Source organism: Vibrio cincinnatiensis, assembly GCF_022113815.1.
GTDB lineage: Bacteria > Pseudomonadota > Gammaproteobacteria > Enterobacterales > Vibrionaceae > Vibrio > Vibrio cincinnatiensis_A.
In genome coordinates this window covers 119,006-137,645 of record NZ_SGOM01000007.1, presented here as the reverse complement: position 1 = coordinate 137,645, position 18,640 = coordinate 119,006, and the positions used below count along the sequence as shown (strand labels likewise).

11 protein-coding genes are annotated in these 18,640 nt (G+C 44.1%); all 11 read left to right on the top strand.

The window, feature by feature from the left end; genetic code table 11:
• Nucleotides 1-19 precede the first annotated feature (19 nt).
• Nucleotides 20-3,409 (top strand): response regulator, encoded by a 3,390-nt coding sequence (locus EXA13_RS10660; protein WP_275949663.1) that lies wholly within the window; start codon nucleotides 20-22, stop codon nucleotides 3,407-3,409.
• A gap of 762 nt (nucleotides 3,410-4,171) precedes the next feature.
• The gene (locus EXA13_RS10655; protein WP_238133166.1) at nucleotides 4,172-5,842 is read left to right on the top strand and encodes an ABC transporter substrate-binding protein; all 1,671 of its coding nucleotides are present in this window, start codon (nucleotides 4,172-4,174) and stop codon (nucleotides 5,840-5,842) included.
• 160 nt (nucleotides 5,843-6,002) lie between these two features.
• A complete protein-coding gene (locus EXA13_RS10650; RefSeq protein WP_238133165.1) occupies nucleotides 6,003-6,989 on the top strand; it encodes an ABC transporter permease in 987 nt (328 codons plus the stop codon).
• A 2-nt stretch (nucleotides 6,990-6,991) separates the two neighbouring features.
• Nucleotides 6,992-8,017 carry an ABC transporter permease gene (locus EXA13_RS10645; protein WP_238133164.1) on the top strand — a complete coding sequence of 342 codons (1,026 nt, stop codon included), beginning with the start codon at nucleotides 6,992-6,994 and terminating at the stop codon, nucleotides 8,015-8,017.
• 2 nt (nucleotides 8,018-8,019) lie between these two features.
• Nucleotides 8,020-9,003, top strand: coding sequence for an ABC transporter ATP-binding protein (locus tag EXA13_RS10640; RefSeq protein ID WP_238133163.1), 984 nt, complete (start codon nucleotides 8,020-8,022; stop codon nucleotides 9,001-9,003).
• Between the two features lie 39 nt (nucleotides 9,004-9,042).
• Nucleotides 9,043-10,038: an ABC transporter ATP-binding protein gene (locus EXA13_RS10635; protein ID WP_154115296.1), complete on the top strand. Its 996-nt coding sequence runs from the start codon at nucleotides 9,043-9,045 to the stop codon at nucleotides 10,036-10,038.
• Between the two features lie 63 nt (nucleotides 10,039-10,101).
• Nucleotides 10,102-11,829 carry a glycoside hydrolase family 9 protein gene (locus EXA13_RS10630; RefSeq protein WP_238133162.1) on the top strand — a complete coding sequence of 576 codons (1,728 nt, stop codon included), beginning with the start codon at nucleotides 10,102-10,104 and terminating at the stop codon, nucleotides 11,827-11,829.
• On the top strand, nucleotides 11,826-12,707 hold the full coding sequence (locus tag EXA13_RS10625) for an N-acetylglucosamine kinase (protein WP_238133161.1): 882 nt from the start codon (nucleotides 11,826-11,828) through the stop codon (nucleotides 12,705-12,707). The genes EXA13_RS10630 and EXA13_RS10625 overlap by 4 nt, the downstream gene beginning before the upstream one ends.
• A 3-nt stretch (nucleotides 12,708-12,710) precedes the next feature.
• Nucleotides 12,711-14,627 carry a beta-N-acetylhexosaminidase gene (locus tag EXA13_RS10620; protein WP_238133160.1) on the top strand — a complete coding sequence of 639 codons (1,917 nt, stop codon included), beginning with the start codon at nucleotides 12,711-12,713 and terminating at the stop codon, nucleotides 14,625-14,627.
• 86 nt (nucleotides 14,628-14,713) lie between these two features.
• Nucleotides 14,714-17,116 carry a GH36-type glycosyl hydrolase domain-containing protein gene (locus tag EXA13_RS10615; protein ID WP_238133159.1) on the top strand — a complete coding sequence of 801 codons (2,403 nt, stop codon included), beginning with the start codon at nucleotides 14,714-14,716 and terminating at the stop codon, nucleotides 17,114-17,116.
• Between the two features lie 47 nt (nucleotides 17,117-17,163).
• On the top strand, nucleotides 17,164-18,579 hold the full coding sequence (locus EXA13_RS10610; protein ID WP_238133158.1) for a phosphoglucomutase/phosphomannomutase family protein: 1,416 nt from the start codon (nucleotides 17,164-17,166) through the stop codon (nucleotides 18,577-18,579).
• Nucleotides 18,580-18,640 lie beyond the last annotated feature (61 nt).

Sequence of the window (18,640 nt, the reverse complement as noted above, 5' to 3'; positions counted from 1 at the left end):
TACAAGTAACGCTTTATCTATGTTCAAGTTTAATCGAAAACAGAAATTCAAACGTCTGCAAAATACGCTGATGTTGGCATTTTTAGTGCTTAGCCTAACCCCTCTCACCGTGACGGCGCTGTTTTTCCTTCATTCTCACAGTAAAGACTTACAGGAACAAAGCACCTCCCACCTGCTATCCGTGCGCGATACTAAACAGCAGCAAGTGATTGACTACCTAAGCGCCAAAGAGTCTGAAGTAATGGGATTTGTTCGTTCAGAATTGGCCTATGCGAGCGGAGGGCGATTCTATGGCTTAGTCAATGCCTTTCAACGATTAGGTGATGACATAGAACAAGCTCGCCAACATGCCCAGCAACGTTATATTCCCGGCTCAGGAGATCAAATTAAAACCTCAGTGCTTCCTAAATCCAGTAGCTATGTGGGCAGTGAGCGCTATCGTCTATTGCATAAACGCTATCATTCCGCTTACCTTGAGCTTTTAAAACGCTCCGACTTTGATGATATTTTACTGGTCGATCTTAACGGTAATGTGGTGTATTCCATCTACAAATACGATAACTATGGCACCAACTTGCAGACAGGGCGCTATAAAGACTCAAACTTAGGTACTACATTTCAACATTTAGAGAAGATCGTCACCGAAAACCGGAAGATCAATGAAGATTATACCCCGGTCGTGTTATCCGATTTTATAGAAGAAAATGGGGATCAATATGCATGGATGGGTGCACCCATTATTCAGCAAGGCTATTTACATAGTTATGCCATGTTTAGGCTACCCAACAATGGGATAACCAAACTCATTTCAGAAAATAACAATAACTCATCCAAACGTACATTACTGGTTGGGCAAGATCACCAATCTCGAATTTTAGCCCATAATCAAGCAGATATAGCGACCAGTGCTGATGTGATCAATTTAGCTCTCAATGGTGGGCGAGCCGTTGGAACCTATAAAAATACCTTAGGTGAGAAACACATCGCAGCTTACGCCCCCATAAAAATCAAAGAATTAGATTGGGCTATTGTTGTCGAAGTTCCAGAGAAGGAAGCGTTCGCCCGTGTTCGTCAACTAGAGAAACTGTTTATTTTTGCTATGCTCACCGCGATCATCTTAGTCGTGATTGCGTCACACTATTTATCTAATTTCATCACCGCACCGCTATTAAAGCTAACTTGGGCTGCGGAACGAGTCTCTGCTGGAGATTTAGATAAAGCCATCATCAATACCGAACGACGTGATGAAATTGGTCGACTTGCGGTGAGCTTTGAACGCATGCAACGTTCAATTCGAGAAAAAATTCAGCTCATCAAGTCACAGAATATCGAGTTAGAAAAAAACATTCAGGTGATTCGTAAACAAAATGATGAATTACAATTATCTAATAAACTTAAAGATGAATTTCTTGCCACAACTTCACATGAATTGCGCACCCCGTTACATGGCATGATAGGCATCGCGGAAGCATTAATTTCTGGGGCGAATGGTCCAATTAATGCTGCGCACAAATATCAACTCGATATCATCATCAGCAGTGGACAACGTTTAGCCAACCTTGTCGATGATCTTCTGGATTATCATAAAATGCGTTATGGCCATTTAGATATGGATAATCGAGCCGTCAATCTCGCCTGTGCCACTCGATTGGTATTAGAACTTTCTAGCCATCTATTGGGTAAAAAACAGATTCGCATCATTAACCAAATAGCGGAAAACCCTGTTTGGGTATCTGCCGACGCCCAACGTCTTGAACAGGTCTTATATAACCTGATTGGCAATGCGATTAAGTATACCTCGGAAGGAAAAATCGTCATTTCAGCCACCCAGTTGGACGATCACGTTCGAGTACAAGTCGTGGATACTGGACAAGGTATTCCTGCTGAACAGTTGGAGCATATTTTTGAACCACTCATCCAAGCTGGACATGATAGTAGCCGTTACCGTCAAGGTGCAGGTTTAGGGTTATCCATTAGCCGTCAGTTGATTGAACTGATGGATGGCTCTTTATATGTCAGCAGTCAGCCGATGGTTGGTACAACATTTAGCTTCACACTCCCTATCGCAACACAAGAGCAGATAGAGCATGCCCAACGGACTCAGATGGCACACTTCCAGATTCCCGAATTCACTGAGTTAGAAAGAAATGAAGAACATCATCTACCAGAGAATCCAGAGGGCCCACTCCTATTAGTGGCCGATGATGAACCGGTCAATTTACGAGTACTCGATAGTTTTTTACGTTTGGAAGGGTATCGAGTAAAAACGGTATTAGAAGGCAATGATGTCTTATCTGCTGTGGAAGAAGAAAAGCCCGAGTTATTACTGCTCGATATCATGATGCCAGGAATGAGTGGCTATCAAGTATGTGAGCAACTGCGCCAAAATTACGATCACGCTCAACTGCCAATTATTATGCTAACCGCTTTAAATCAAAATGATGATAGGCTCAAAGGCTTTGAAGCCGGAGCCAATGACTATCTATCAAAACCCTTTAATAAACAAGAATTAGCGGCTCGTATTCAGGCCCATTTAACCGCAAGCCAAGCAGAAAAACGTCGTATAGAAAATACCCAACTACAAAAAGAACTCAAACAACGTGCGATGGTTGAGGCGAGCTTGCTTGAAACTCAAGGCCGGTTATTAGAGCAGTTAGACTCGGCTCCAGAAGCCATTTTATGCTTACGTGATGATCACAAAATTCGCTTTGCTAATGAAGCGGCGGCTCGGCTATTTAAACGTAGCCAAGAGCAGCTCAAACGCTCAGATGCCGAAGAATTGATCGCCCCAAAATATTTGCTAGTCGAGCAAGAACATTACTGCGGTAACATTGATATTTATGTCGATGATATCAGGCAACATATTTCAGCAGATATTCTTCGACTGCCTGAAGGTTCTGGTTTTAAAGCTATGTATATCTTTAACGTCGGCGGCAATATAAATGCCGCTAGAATCCATAACTTAGAAACGGCGGTAGAAGCTTTATCTAGCTATGCTTTTGAAGGCGATAAAGACAAACTTCAACAGTTAAAAGAACTGGGAGGAGAATTTACTCGTATTGCTGAAAAAGTGGCAGGAGAAAACCAATCAAAACAGGAATTAATGCGTTCAGTACTGGTCGAAGCGATGAGTAGTGCACTGGATTACTGGGAAAAGGCAACGGGACAAAGCAAATTTACCTTTGCTGAACAAAGTGGCTTGTGGCGCGTCTATTTAGACCGTAGTACGCTACAAACCCGTACTTTAGACAAATACCTACGGATTGAAACACTACCTAAAACTCCTCGCTGGCGGACAGTATTAAACTCGCTAGATTATATTCTTGAACACTGTAAAGAGCAGTGTCCAGAAAGAACCTATATTGAAGTACAACGCGATAAGCTTCAGAAGCTACTAACTAGTGATTAATCAATAGACTTCTTTTATTTATTAAGCCCGTTAAAACGGGCTTTTTTGTGCATGTCTAATTCCAATTGACCATTAAAAAGATAGGCCTCCAGTCCTTTCACGTTACCGCTGCTTATCACTCTTTAGAGTCCGAACACCTCATTGTTCCAACTTTACCATGCACAGTATTTGCCTAATACCCTTGTTGATTTACACTCCAAAAAAACCATAGCATCAAGTTATTTAACCTAGTTTCGAAATGACGCAATATCGTCATTTTGCCGAAAGATATGGCAATAAAATCGCACACTATCCATTTATCGCTAAGGTTTGCGATGACAATCACAACAATTTGCCAGATTTAATTTTCGAATAGAATTTTCTAAACTATCGGGCAGTGAGCAAGATCTCAATAATATCCAAATGAATAAAACCCCATTTAAATAAATAAAAATTACGATAGTAAACACTTACAAACACGTTCTAAAAATAAGAAAATCGTGATCGCTCTCACTGTTCGTTTTTTAGTCAAATTAGAGCTAAACAAACAAATTTTAACGATAATGACGAGCTTAACCATTGTTTTAACGTTTTTAACGAGAATTGAAATTGATAAATTTTCCTACAAGGTGTTTCCTTACTCCTGCCAAAGGCCTACAGGCCACTCATTTCATCCTGCTCCTCCGGCATGATGAGCATAATGAGGTAGGTCGTTGCGAGTGTTAATCCAATGATGACATTCATATCCATTTGTGAAATGAAAGCAAATAGTAAGGAACAGCTATGCTTGCCAATATTAAAAAAACAGCACTAGCCGCAGCAGTGATTGCCGCTGCCAGCAGTGTTTCCGCTCCAGCGTTTGCACGCAGTGAGCTGACCATCGTGCCAGATTTCTATCCTACAATGGTGCGTAACTTTAACCCCTACCTAGCGACAAACCTACGTACCACAACTGATTTTATCTATGAACCTTTAGTTGTTTTTAATGAAATGCATGGCAATACGCCAGTAATGCGTTTGGCAGAAAACTTCAAAATGTCAGATGACTTAATGAGCGTCACTTTCGATATTCGTAAAGGCGTAAAATGGTCTGACGGCAAAGGCTTCAGTGCGAATGATGTTGTTTACTCATTTGGCCTACTCAAAGAGAAACCTGAACTTGATCAGCGTGGTATCAATAAATGGGTGACCAGCATTGAAAAGATCAATGACTATAAAGTACGTTTCCGTTTAAGCGAAGCCAACTCTAACGTACCGTATGAAATTGCTCAGGTACCCATCGTTGCAGAGCACATTTGGAAAAAGGTTAAAGATCCAGCAACCTTTACCAACGAAAACCCTGTAGGGACAGGACCATTTACTGAAATCGATACCTTTACCCCACAACTTTACATCCAGTGCCGTAACCCAAATTATTGGGATGCTGCAAACTTGGAAGTAGATTGTCTGCGCGTACCACAAATCGCCAACAACGACCAATTACTGGGCAAGATTGTTAACTCAGAATTAGACTGGACATCTTCTTTTGTTCCAGACATTGATCGTACTTATGCCGCTGCAAGTCCAAAACACCATTATTGGTATCCAGCAGCGGGTACACAATCTTTCATGGTGAACTTTAAAAACCCAGATCCTGCGAAAAAAGAAGCACTAACTAACGTAGATTTCCGTCGTGCCTTCTCTATGGCATTGGATCGTCAAACCATCATTGATATCGCATTCTACGGCGGTGGCACTGTCAATGACTTCGCATCAGGCCTAGGTTATGCGTTCCAATCATGGTCAGATGAAGCAGTTCATAATAAATACAAAGGATTCAATACCTATAACGTTGATGGTTCAAAAGCATTGCTGGCCAAAGCGGGCTTTAAAGACATCAATGGTGATGGCTATGTAGAAACTCCATCAGGGAAATCTTTTGAACTATTGATTCAATCACCAAACGGTTGGACAGATTTCAACAACACCGTTCAACTAGCGGTTGAACAATTGCAAGAAGTGGGCATTAAAGCTCGAGCTCGTACTCCTGAATTTGCTGTATATAACCAAGCAATGCTAGAAGGTGACTACGATGTAGCTTACACCAACTATTTCCACGGTGCAGACCCTTACACGTATTGGAACAGTGCTTATAACTCAGCATTACAAAAAGGTGATGGAATGCCTCGTTTTGCAATGCACTACTTCACCAACAGCAAACTGGATAGTCTACTTGATAGCTTCTACAAAACTGCTGATAAAAATGAGCAGCTAGAAATTGCTCATGGTATTCAGAAGATCATTGCAGAAAACCAAGTCACTATTCCTGTGCTTTCTGGTGCTTGGATGTATCAATATAACACCACTCGCTTTACGGGATGGTGGAACGAAGAAAATCCTAAGGGCCGTCCAAGTATTTGGGCTGGCATCCCAGAGCGTCTACTTCACGTACTGGATTTAAAACCAGTTAAGTAAACGTTCATTTCGGCGGCGTACCTGTTACGCCGCTATTTAAAATCCCCTCGCTTATCCATTGTAAGTATGGCGCATGTCGTCAGGGGATTTCTCGCTCTTAATTTCGCAAGGAGCGACCTGAATGAAAGATCAGGAAAACTGGGTGAGTAAGGTGTGAGTTATGGGTTATTTTTTAAGACGTTTGTCATTCTATTTTGCCGCGTTGCTGGTTGCAGCAACACTAAATTTTATTATACCGCGAGCAATGCCAGGTGATCCGGTCACCATGATGTTCGCACATGCTACAACACAAGTAACGCCTGAACGAATTGAAGCCATGCGTCAATTGCTTGGATTCGTTGATGGGCCAATCTTGATGCAGTATTTTACTTATATGAAGAGCATCCTTAGTTGGGAGCTGGGTACTTCAATCAAATTTTATCCGCTAAGTGTTAATGAACTATTAGCCGGTGCCTTTGGCTGGTCGCTCTTTTTAGCGGGCACCGCCGTTATTATCTCTTTTTCAATTGGCTCCATTCTGGGTATTTTTGCCGCGTGGAAACGGGGTAGCTACTACGATACGTTTGTTACACCTGGCATGTTAGTCATTCAGGCTGTACCACAAGTCGTTATTGCTATGCTAGCCATGTTTACTTTTGCGATCGGCTTGAGATGGTTTCCAACTGGGTATGCTTATACCCCTGGAACGCTGCCTGACTGGACAAGCTGGGAGTTTATTAAAAATGTCGGCTACCATGCGGTTCTCCCTCTTCTCTGTGCCTCAATTGTGCAAATTGGTGGTTTCTTAGTCAACATGCGCAACAATATGATCAACCTACTTGCAGAAGACTATATCACCATGGCGAAAGGGAAAGGGTTGAGCGAAAACCGTGTGGTATTCAACTACGCCGCGCGCAACGCGTTGCTACCCAGTGTCACTGCGCTATCGATGTCTTTAGGTATGGCAATTGGTGGACAATTGATCATCGAAATTATCTTCAACTATCCCGGACTTGGCACCGTACTGTTTAACGCCATCACCGCACGTGATTACCAAGTACTGCAAGGTCAGTTAATCATTATGACGCTCTTTATGCTGTTCTTTAACCTACTAGCCGACATGCTCTATGTTGTGCTCGATCCTCGCTTACGTAAGGGAGGCAAATAATTATGAAAGCACTATGGAAACTACTTCGCGGCAACCGAATGGCGATGCTTGGCGTGACAATTCTCAGCCTATTTCTATTAATGGCGGTATTTGCTCCTCTTATCACACAACATGCACCGGATAAACGTACGGGGACCCCCCATGAATATCCGAGTTTTATTGTGAAAGCGGCCAAAGCTAGCCCTGATGGATGGGTAGCTGAAAATCTAGCCAATGATCGTCGTAAATTGGCGATGTCGAAAAAAGAAAACCACGCTTTAGGAACAACCCGAATGGGACGTGATGTTTGGGCTCAAGTGGCTTACGGTGCGCGAGTTTCTCTTGCTGTTGGCTTTGGTGCCGGGATGACGGTCTGCTTTCTTGCTACGGTCATCGGCGTCTCTGCTGGCTACTTTGGTGGTAAGATTGATGACTTTTTAACCGCCGCGATGAACATCATGCTGGTTATTCCCCAATATCCTCTGCTGTTTGTCGTTGCAGCCTTCATTGGACAGGCTGGGCCATTAACCATCGCTCTGATTATCGGCTGTACCTCCTGGGCTTGGGGTGCACGGGTTGTTCGAGCCCAAACCATGGCTCTCAGAGAAAAAGAGTTTGTAAAAGCCGCTGAAGTGCTTGGGGAATCCTCTTGGCGAATTATCTTTGTTGAAATTTTACCCAATCTCATTTCCATTGTCGGGGCCAGTTTCATTGGTTCGGTTATGTACGCCATCATGATGGAAGCGACAATCTCCTTCCTTGGTTTAGGTGATCCTAACACCATTAGCTGGGGCATCATGTTGTATAACGTACAAACCTCATCTTCCATGTTGATTGGTGCTTGGTGGGAACTGTTAGCCCCCTGTATATCCTTGACCTTATTGGTAACAGGTTTAGCCCTGCTTAACTTTGCTGTCGATGAAATTGCCAACCCGCAATTACGTTCTCACAAAGGAATGAAGCGCTGGAAAAAACTGGCTAAGCAAGACAAACGTCAGCGTAAACCAGTACTAGAACCTCAACCAGCCATTTGGAGCGGAGATAAATAATCATGACTGAACCACTAATCTCAATCCGTAACCTTTGCGTTGACTACATTACGGATGCCGGCGATGTCCGAGCTTGTAACAATGTCAGCTTTGATATTGCCCCCGGCGAAGTATTTGGCCTAGCAGGCGAATCCGGTTGTGGTAAATCCACTGTTGCTTTCTCGTTGATGCGCCTGCATAAGCCGCCCGCATTTATCACCGGAGGCGAGGTCATTTTCAACGGTGAAAACATCCTGAAATACAGTGATGACCGTATGCAATCTTTCCGCTGGAATGAAATGTCCATGGTATTCCAAAGTGCAATGAACGCACTTAACCCGGTTCTCACCATGGAAGAACAATTCTGTGATGTGATTATGCGTCATACATCGATGACTCGCGCACAAGCCAAACGTCGAGCAGAAGGGCTACTCGAAATTGTCGATATTCACCCAAGCCGATTAAATGACTACCCACATCAATTTTCTGGTGGTATGCGTCAGCGTCTGGTTATTGCGATAGCTTTAGCATTAAACCCCAAAATGATCATCATGGATGAACCAACAACCGCACTCGATGTGGTCGTTCAACGGGAAATATTGCAAAAGATCTATGCCTTAAAAGAAGAGTTTGGATTTTCTATTTTATTCATCACACATGACTTGTCTTTGATGGTCGAGTTTTCAGATCGCATTGGCATCATGTATTCAGGTGAGCTGATAGAAGTCGCACCATCCAAGCAAATTTTGGAAAGCCCTTTCCACCCTTATACCAAAGGGTTGGGTAGTTCTTTCCCTCCATTAACAGGGCCCAAAACGAAACTGACAGGAATTCCTGGCAACCCATTGAACTTGCTTGAAATACCGAAAGGTTGTCGCTTTCAGGCCCGTTGTGATCGCGTCCACGAAGCCTGCACCAAAGTGCCCACAGAGTTACGCCAGATCGAGCCGAATCGGTTCTCAAATTGCCATCTTTATGGCGAACCGATAACCCAAGTAAAACTATAGGCTGCGACACAGGCAATAACCGTATTTCTGGAGACAATTATGAGTAAAGCATTAGGTGAGCTGTTAGTGGAAGGGAAAAACTTAGTCAAAGATTTCCCGATCAACAGTAATGCTCTGAAACAACCCATGATGCGTGCCATTAACGACGTATCATTCAAAATGTACAAAAGCCGTGGTCTATCCGTCGTAGGAGAATCTGGCTCGGGTAAATCAACCACCGCAAAAATGATTGCCAAAATGTATGCCCCAACCTCAGGTACGATTGAATATAAAGGGAAGGATATTTTAGGCATAAAATCCCGTAAAGAGCTGATGCACTACCGAGAAGGTGTACAAATGGTCTGGCAAGATCCTTTTGGATCACTCAACCCTACGCATACCATTTTTCACCATATTGCTCGGCCGTTACTGATCCATAAAAAAGTAACACCGGGTAATAAGAAAGAACTGCAAGAACGTGTTTATGACCTACTTGAACAAGTTGGACTGATTCCTCCCAAAGAAACAGCCGAAAAATACCCGCACCAACTTTCAGGTGGACAACGACAACGGGTCAACTTAGCGCGAAATATCGCCGTAGGTGCAGAAGTCGTACTTGCAGATGAACCCACCTCAATGCTGGATGTATCTATTCGTGCTGGGGTACTCAACTTGATGGAAGAGATGAAGTTTGAAAAACAGATGTCTCTACTTTACATCACTCATGATATTGCAACGGCACGCTATATCGCAGAAGACCTTGCCGTGATGTATGTCGGACATATGGTTGAATGGGGAGATACTGATGAGATCATTCACGATCCGCAGCATCCTTATACTCAGCTTCTTGTTTCTGCCGTTCCCGATCCGAAAAAATCGATCCATGAAAAGCTGAAAGGTAATAAAGGGGAAATTCCACTCTGGACCCCCGATTCACTTGGCTGTCCATTTGCCGGGCGCTGCTTACATGCTAGCGATAAATGTCGAGAAGCATTGCCATCGGTCACCCAATTGTCGGACAACCACTTTGTTCGCTGTTATCTATACGAAAACTAACAAGATAATACTTTGCGCTCAGTTGATTGAGCGCACTTTTTGTGTGAAGTGCGGAGAAGTTAAATGCAATTGCTCACCAACCATATTGGCTATGAAACTTTTGGTCCCAAACAAGCCATATTACTGACCTATAGCTCTGGTTTATATACTGAAGAAGCGAGGTTGGTGTGTGCTCATAGTTACCAAACTGTCGCTCATATTGCTATCAAATATGGTGGGCGAGTCGATAATTGGCATCAAGGCCATTTTCATCAGCTCGACTTTTCTCACATCACTCAGGAAGGGAGGTTTTATCTCTGTGTTGATAACACTCAGTCCCCTTGCTTTGTTATTCAGCAAGGGTTACTGATGCAATCTACCTTTTCAGATTTACTGCACTATTTTAAATCACAACGATGCTCTGGCATTTTTGATAAGCAAGACAAGCACGTACCGCTTCTAGGCACTCAAACCACTGCCGATGTGCATGGAGGCTGGTACGATGCTTCTGGTGACGTAAGTAAATACTTAAGCCACCTTTCTTACGCTAACTATTTGAACCCACAACAAACACCAATGGTGGTCTGGAACATGCTCAAAGGGTTAGCGCTTTTAAAGCATCACTCGGGTTTTGCTGCATTTTCTCGCACTCGTCTCATGGAAGAAGCGTTGTTTGGTGCTGATTTTCTCGTTCGAATGCAAAACGCCGAGGGTTTTTTTTACATGACCGTCTTTGATCAATGGAGCAAAGAGATTAAGCAACGGGAGATCTGTGCCTATTCAACTCAACAAGGGCATAAATCGGCACAATATCAAGCAGGATTTCGTCAAGGCGGTGGCATGGCGATCGCCGCTTTAGCGGCTGCAGCAAGGCTAGAGATCAGCGGGGATTACTCTAGTCAAGACTACCTTGCTGCGGCAGAACGGGGATATCACCATTTAAAAACCCATAACCTCTCTTACTTAGATGATGGGCAAGAAAATATCATTGATGAATATTGTGCCTTACTGGCCTGTTGCGAGCTTTATCGTACGACGAAACAAGAACAATACCAGTTAGAAGCACGAGACTGGGCTCAACGCCTGTCGGCCCGACAACGCAGTGATGAACAACAAACGTATTTTTGGTCTGCCAACCACAATGGATCACGTCCTTACTATCATGGCACTGAAGCTGGATTGCCTGTGATTGCTTTGTGTGAATATCTGGCTATCGAAACGAGTGCAAACCATAAAAAAAACATTCAGCAAGTGGTTGAACGGGCTTGCCAATTTGAACTGGCTATCACTCAGCAAGTTCATAATCCTTTTGGTTATCCACGGCAGTATGTTTGTGATACTCAAGGGAATAAACGCTCCGCTTTTTTTATCGCTCACGACAACGAAAGCGGTTATTGGTGGCAGGGAGAAAATGCTCGCTTAGCCTCTCTCGCTGCCATGGCTTACCTTGCCCAACCTTATTTAAGTGACGTAAACACTCAATCCTCACTACTTGGTTTAGCCAATGATGCATTGAATTGGATTTTAGGACTTAACCCTTACGACATGTGTATGCTCGATGGGCATGGTCGAAATAACCCAGACTATTTGCCCCATTTAGGATTTTTTAACGCCAAAGGGGGGATCTGCAATGGCATCACTGCTGGCTTTGAAGATGAAACCGATATCGCCTTTAACCCCGTCGATCAAAAAGAAGACATGCTGCAAAACTGGCGCTGGGGTGAACAATGGCTCCCTCACGCGGCATGGTATCTATTAGCGATCACTTGTCAATTTGTCCACTTTTTACCCGAACAAGGAAGCGGTCAATGATGATTTACTATGTAGGCATCGATGGGGGAGGAACTTCATGTCGAGCCAGAATTCGAGACCAAAACGGAACACTCATCGGTGAAGGAAAGAGTGGAAGTGCCAATATCTTGCTCGGCGTTGAATCATCAATGCAGTCGATCATCGCGGCCATTAACCAAGCAGCTCAACAAGGTGGATTAAATAAGCAACACTTTTCTCACATGCATCTTGGGTTAGCACTTGCTGGTGCTGAACATCAAACAAGCTGGATTAAATTTATGCAGCAGCCTCATCCATTCGCCTCTATAACTCTCAATACCGATGCCTACGGGGCTTGTTTAGGTGCCCATAACGGTGAAGAGGGTGCAATTATGATCGCAGGCACCGGATCTTGTGGCTTATTCATTCACCAAGGTCAACAACATGTTGTGGGCGGAAGGGAGTTCCCTATTTCCGATCAAGGGAGCGGAGCCGCAATGGGGCTACATCTTATTCAACAATTAGTCTTAATTTATGATGGCATTCGCCCGGCAACGGCGCTGAGTGACGCCATCTTCGCTCATTTTTCTGATGATATCGATCGCGTTGTTTCTTGGTCTAAAAACGCACTTCCCCGAGATTATGGCCAATTCTGCCCACAAGTTTTTTTATTTGCAGAGCAAGGTGATTCACTCGCCATTGAGCTTCTCAAAAAAACGGCTCGTGATATGGAAATGTTTATCTTTGCGCTTCGAGCCAAAGGGGCCACACAGTTTTGTTTAATGGGCAGCATTGCTGAACGCATCGTCGATTGGCTCTCTCCCCCCGTTCAACAATGGATTGTCCCAGCCCAATTTGATGCGATTGAAGGCGCATTAATGTTTGCTGGCAAACCTGAACACAACTTGTATAAAGGATAGGATATGAACTATCGAATAGACTTAGCGGTACTCTCAGAACAGCCTTCTCATTGCCGTTTTGGTCTAACATTACATAACCTAAGTGATCAAGATCTACATGATTGGAGCTTGCATTTTTCGATTGAGCGTTACATTGAAGTTGATACAGTAACTCAGGGTCAATTACAGCAAGTTGGTAGTTTTTGTTCCCTCATTCCAGCGCAAGAAATACTGGCTGCCAATCGGCATTTTTACTGCGAATTCAGTGTAAAAACAGCGCCTTTCCATTTTTACAGTGATGGCCTTAAAGAAGCCTTTATCCAACTAAATGGAGCGCATCCTGTTACTCGCCACTCCGTCATCGTTACCCCTATTGCTCTGGCCTCCCCCTACCGAGAGCGCAGTGAACTCCCACCAGTAGAAGCCGCTAAATTATGTTTAATCCCATACCCAAATCAGATAAAGCAACATCAAGGAGTATTCCAGCTCACGCCTGAGCATTCGATGGATATACAAACCCCTCAGGCAGACGCTGCCGCTTGTTGGTTAGCGGAAGAACTCAAGCACTTACACCATTTTACGTTGATGGGCGACAAGGCGATCGGTATTACCTATCGGTTAAACCCTATTCTTAATGAAGGTTGCTACCATCTCAACATTAACCAAGAGAGCATTCGAGTCGATGCCAGTAGCCAGCAAGGGTTTATTCACGCCAGTGCCAGCTTGTTACAACTCGCTAATTCCGATCAACAAGGGTTAACTTTTCCGCAAGTCAGTATCGAGGATCATCCCCGCTTCTCATACCGAGGAATGATGCTCGATTGTGCTCGCCATTTTTATAGTATTGAGGAAGTAAAGCGGCTCATAAACCAATTAGCCCACTATAAGTTTAATACCTTTCACTGGCATCTAACCGATGATGAAGGATGGCGAATTGAGATTAAATCTCTCCCACAACTGACCGATATTGGCGCATGGCGCGGAATGGATCTGCCTCTCGAACCCCAGTACAGCAAACTAACAGAAGTGCATGGTGGTTTTTATACTCAGCAGGAGATAAAACACGTTATTGAATATGCTGAAAAACGTGGCATTACCATTATCCCTGAAATTGACATACCCGGTCATAGCCGTGCAGCCGTTAAATCGTTACCCAATTGGCTCATCGATCCAGAAGATAGCTCCACTTATCGTAGCATCCAGTACTACACCGATAATGTTCTCTCTCCGGCACTATCGGGGACTTATCGATTTATTGATTTAGTACTAGAAGAAGTTGCAGCCCTTTTTCCAAGCCATTTTATTCATATCGGAGCCGATGAAGTACCCCATGGTGTTTGGAGCGGTAGCCCAAAATGTCAGGCCTTAATGGCAGAACATGGCTATCAGGATGCAAAAGAATTACAAGGCCATCTACTGCGCTACGCCGAAAAAAAACTCAAGTCGCTAGGCAAACGGATGGTGGGCTGGGAAGAAGCTCAACACGGCAATAAAGTCAGTAAAGATACGGTTATCTATTCTTGGCTTTCCGAGCAAGCCGCTTTGCTGTGTGCTAAACAAGGGTTTGATGTCATTTTACAACCTGGTCAATTCACCTATCTCGATATTGTGCAAGATTATGCTCCCGAAGAACCCGGCACTGATTGGGCTGGTGTTATCCCCCTCGAACGAGCTTACCGTTATGAACCGTTGGCCGAGTTAGCTGACGGCGACCCTTTACGAAAACGCATTTTAGGCATTCAGTGTGCCTTATGGAGTGAACGAGTCAATCACACATCACGTATGGACTACATGATCTACCCTCGCCTCACCGCCTTAGCGGAAGCTGGGTGGACGGAAAAACCGCAACGCCACTGGCTCAATTATCTTGCTCGCCTTAAAGGACATTTACCTTTCTTGGACAAGCAAGATATTCATTACCGAGCACCGTGGAAAGCATAAAACTAAACCGAGAGCACCGCCTCTCACGTTTTCTCTAGCATCGATATGAGCGATACCCCGTATCGCTGTTTTAAAAGGAAATTACCATGAAATACGGCTATTTCGATAATGAACATCGTGAATATGTCATCACTCGCCCTGATGTGCCCGCCCCTTGGACTAACTATTTAGGGACGGAAAAATTTTGCAGTGTGATCTCTCATAATGCTGGAGGTTACTCTTTTTACCACTCTCCTGAATACAACCGCATTACCAAGTTTCGTCCAAACTTTACGCAAGATCGCCCTGGTCATTATGTCTATTTACGCGATGATCAAACCGGAGATTACTGGTCAATCTCATGGCAACCGGTCGCCAAAAGCCTAGACCAAGCAAAATATGAAGTTCGCCATGGCCTGTCTTATTCTAAGTTTCAATGTGAATACAACGGCATCACTGCCAGCAAAACCTTATTTGTACCAAAAGGGGAAGATGCCGAACTTTGGGATGTAGTGATCGAAAACACTTCCGATCAAGTGCGAACGATCAGTGCTTTCAACTATGTAGAGTTCTCTTTTAGCCATATTGTGTCTGATAACCAAAACCATCAAATGTCACTGTATTCAGCAGGAACTGAGTATGCCGATGGTGTGATTGAGTACGATCTCTACTACAACACCGATGACTTCTTAGGTTTTTACTATTTAACGGCGACCTTTGATCCGGATAGTTATGATGGTCAACGTGATGCTTTCCTTGGTATGTATCGAGATGAAGCAAACCCAATTGCGCTTGAACAAGGCCATTGCTCTAATAGCGCACAAACCTGTTACAACCATTGTGGCGCCTTGCATAAGCAATTTGTTCTACAACCGGGAGAGACAGTCCGTTTTGCCGTGATTCTTGGCGTCGGTAAAGGTAATGGCGAAAAACTGCGTAAAAAATATCAAGACTTAAATCAAGTGGATAACGCCTTTGCTGGTATCAAAGCTCACTGGGATGAACGTTGCGCTAAATTCCAAGTGAAATCGCCGAATGAAGGGTTAGATGCCATGATCAACACGTGGACGCTTTATCAAGCAGAAACTTGCGTGGTTTGGTCTCGTTTTGCCTCCTTTATTGAGGTAGGAGGACGTACTGGACTTGGCTACCGAGATACAGCGCAAGATGCGATTTCCGTGCCTCACACTAACCCGATGATGACTCGCAAACGTCTGGTGGATCTGTTACGTGGGCAAGTCAAAGCCGGTTACGGTCTGCACCTGTTTGATCCTGATTGGTTTGATCCAGAAAAAGCAGATGTCAAACCCTCCAAGTCACCGACGGTAGTTCCTACTCCTTCTGACGAAGATAAAATTCACGGTATTAAAGACACATGTTCAGACGATCACTTATGGATCGTTCCTACCATTATTAACTATGTTAAAGAAACCGGAGAACTGGATTTTATTGACCTCGTCATTCCTTACGCGGATGGTGGGGAAGCCAGTGTGTATCAACACATGATGGCCGCCCTGGATTTCTCGGCTGAATATGTGGGTCAAACGGGGATTTGTAAAGGTTTACGTGCTGACTGGAATGACTGCTTGAACCTAGGCGGTGGTGAATCTGCGATGGTTTCTTTCTTACACTACTGGGCATTAGAAGCATTTTTAGAACTCGCAAACTATCGAGGCGATAACGTAGCCATAGAAAAATACCAAGCAATGGCAGATAAGGTACGCCAAGCCTGTGAAACTCATTTATGGGATGAACAAGGGGAATGGTATATCCGTGGTTTAACCAAAGATGGGGATAAAATTGGCACTTTCGAACAGCAAGAAGGAAAAGTGCATTTAGAATCCAACACCCTCGCCGTATTATCTGGCGCGGTTTCCACAGAGCGTGGTCAAAAAGCGATGGATGCCGTTTATCAATATCTCTTCTCAAAATACGGCTTACACCTCAATGCTCCTTCCTTTGCTACTCCCAATGATGACATCGGTTTTGTTACCCGTGTCTATCAAGGCGTGAAAGAAAATGGCGCGATCTTCTCGCATCCTAACCCATGGGCATGGGTTGCAGAGGCCAAACTTGGCCGAGGAGATCGAGCGATGGAGTTTTATGATGCTCTCAACCCTTATAACCAAAATGACATAATAGAAACTCGAGTCGCAGAACCTTATTCCTATGTGCAATTTATTATGGGACGCGATCATCAAGATCATGGCAGAGCCAACCACCCTTGGTTAACCGGAACATCTGGTTGGGCTTACTATGCGACCACCAACTACTTACTCGGTGTGCGCTGTGGCTTTGATACATTAACCATTGATCCTTGTATTCCAACTTCATGGCCAGGATTTGAAATCACGCGCCAATGGCGTGGAGCGACTTATCTGATCAAGGTGGAAAACCCACAAAAAGTCAGTAAGGGTGTGAAAACACTCATCCTCAATGATCAGGTAGTCGATGACATCCCCACGCAACCAGCAGGCAGTATCAACCACGTTACAGCCATTATGGGTTAAACAATTCTGGGCGTAGTAATGCTGCGCCCATACAAGGAGTACAACAAATGATTCAATTTGGTACCGGTGGCTGGCGAGCCTTTATTGGTGAAGAATTCACTAAAGACAACGTTCGTTTGGTTGCTCAAGCACTGGCCAATATTATCAACGCAGAGCAAGTTGCTCAGTCGGGATTTGTGATTGGCTATGACCGTCGTTTTCTGTCCGACAAAGCAGGGCGCTGGTTTGCAGAAGTGTTAGCCGGAAACGGTATTGTCGTCAGTTTTATTAATAAATTTGTCCCCACACCCGTGGTTATGTTCAAAGCAAAAGAGATGGATTGTGCTTATTCGGCCTGCATTACCGCTTCACATAACCCTGCTGATTACAATGGTATTAAAGTCTTTATTCGCGGCGGGCGAGATGCCGATGAGATCATCACACAAAAAATTGAACAGCAAATATCAACCTTAAGTAGTAACGATGTTCGTTCTATAGACTTCGAATATGCGGTTAGCCAGCAACAAGTCATGATCATTAACCCCATGAACGAATTTGTCGATTCAATCATTAATGCCATTGATATTGAAGCGATCAAAAAAGCAAATTTGCGCGTATTGATCGATCCTATGTTTGGCGTTGCGAAAAATGCGCTACAAACGGTTTTGATCAATGGGCGTTGCGATGTTGATGTGATCAATGATGGTAAAAACCCTGATTTTGGTGGACTCATGCCTTCACCCAGTGCTGCCACCCTTTATCGCTTACAACATCTGGTCAAAAATGAAGGCTACGATATTGGGATCGGCACCGATGGTGATGCCGATAGGCTAGGGATCATTGATGAGAAAGGCCATTTTATTCACCCAAATGAAGTACTGATCCTGCTCTATTATTATTTATTAGAGTATAAAGGCTGGAAAGGTTCAGTGGTGCGCAATATTGCAACCACCCACCTGCTGGATAAAATTGCCGCCGACCATGGTGAACAATGCTTTGAGGTTCCCGTTGGCTTTAAACATATTTCTTCACAGATGGAAGCCGATGATTCTTTGATTGGTGGAGAAAGCTCAGGAGGCTTAACCATCCGAGGCCATATCAAAGGGAAAGATGGCGTCTTTGCCTCAAGTTTATTGGTGGAAATGCTCAGTGTGACAGGTAAAAAACTCTCAGAATTGCTGGATGAAATTTACCAACGTTACGGGTATGCCTATACCGCAGAAGGTGACTGCACTTTTAAAGCTGCTGAAAAAGAGGCCCTTCATCACAAAATCTATGTGGATAAACAGCTCCCTGATTTTGCGTATGAGATAGAAAAGGTCAGCTACGCCGATGGTGCAAAAGTATACTTTAAAAATGGCGGTTGGGTGATCGCCCGCTTCTCAGGTACCGAGCCGCTATTGAGAATTTTTGCTGAAATGGAAGACAAGGCGACAGCCGAGCAAGTTTTAAACCAAATGAAAGCCTTTCTCTCTTTATCATAAAAGACCATCAACGTCTTTGTCACACCATTAGCCCAGCGCCATTGCTGGGCTAATTCATCGA

What these genes read in the sequence shown, in the direction of transcription:
- EXA13_RS10660 (WP_275949663.1), top strand. Translation starts at nt 20, where the DNA reads ATGTTCAAGTTTAATCGAAAACAGAAATTCAAACGTCTGCAAAATACG.
- EXA13_RS10655 (WP_238133166.1), top strand. Translation starts at nt 4,172, where the DNA reads ATGCTTGCCAATATTAAAAAAACAGCACTAGCCGCAGCAGTGATTGCC.
- EXA13_RS10650 (WP_238133165.1), top strand. Translation starts at nt 6,003, where the DNA reads ATGGGTTATTTTTTAAGACGTTTGTCATTCTATTTTGCCGCGTTGCTG.
- EXA13_RS10645 (WP_238133164.1), top strand. Translation starts at nt 6,992, where the DNA reads ATGAAAGCACTATGGAAACTACTTCGCGGCAACCGAATGGCGATGCTT.
- EXA13_RS10640 (WP_238133163.1), top strand. Translation starts at nt 8,020, where the DNA reads ATGACTGAACCACTAATCTCAATCCGTAACCTTTGCGTTGACTACATT.
- EXA13_RS10635 (WP_154115296.1), top strand. Translation starts at nt 9,043, where the DNA reads ATGAGTAAAGCATTAGGTGAGCTGTTAGTGGAAGGGAAAAACTTAGTC.
- EXA13_RS10630 (WP_238133162.1), top strand. Translation starts at nt 10,102, where the DNA reads ATGCAATTGCTCACCAACCATATTGGCTATGAAACTTTTGGTCCCAAA.
- EXA13_RS10625 (WP_238133161.1), top strand. Translation starts at nt 11,826, where the DNA reads ATGATGATTTACTATGTAGGCATCGATGGGGGAGGAACTTCATGTCGA.
- EXA13_RS10620 (WP_238133160.1), top strand. Translation starts at nt 12,711, where the DNA reads ATGAACTATCGAATAGACTTAGCGGTACTCTCAGAACAGCCTTCTCAT.
- EXA13_RS10615 (WP_238133159.1), top strand. Translation starts at nt 14,714, where the DNA reads ATGAAATACGGCTATTTCGATAATGAACATCGTGAATATGTCATCACT.
- EXA13_RS10610 (WP_238133158.1), top strand. Translation starts at nt 17,164, where the DNA reads ATGATTCAATTTGGTACCGGTGGCTGGCGAGCCTTTATTGGTGAAGAA.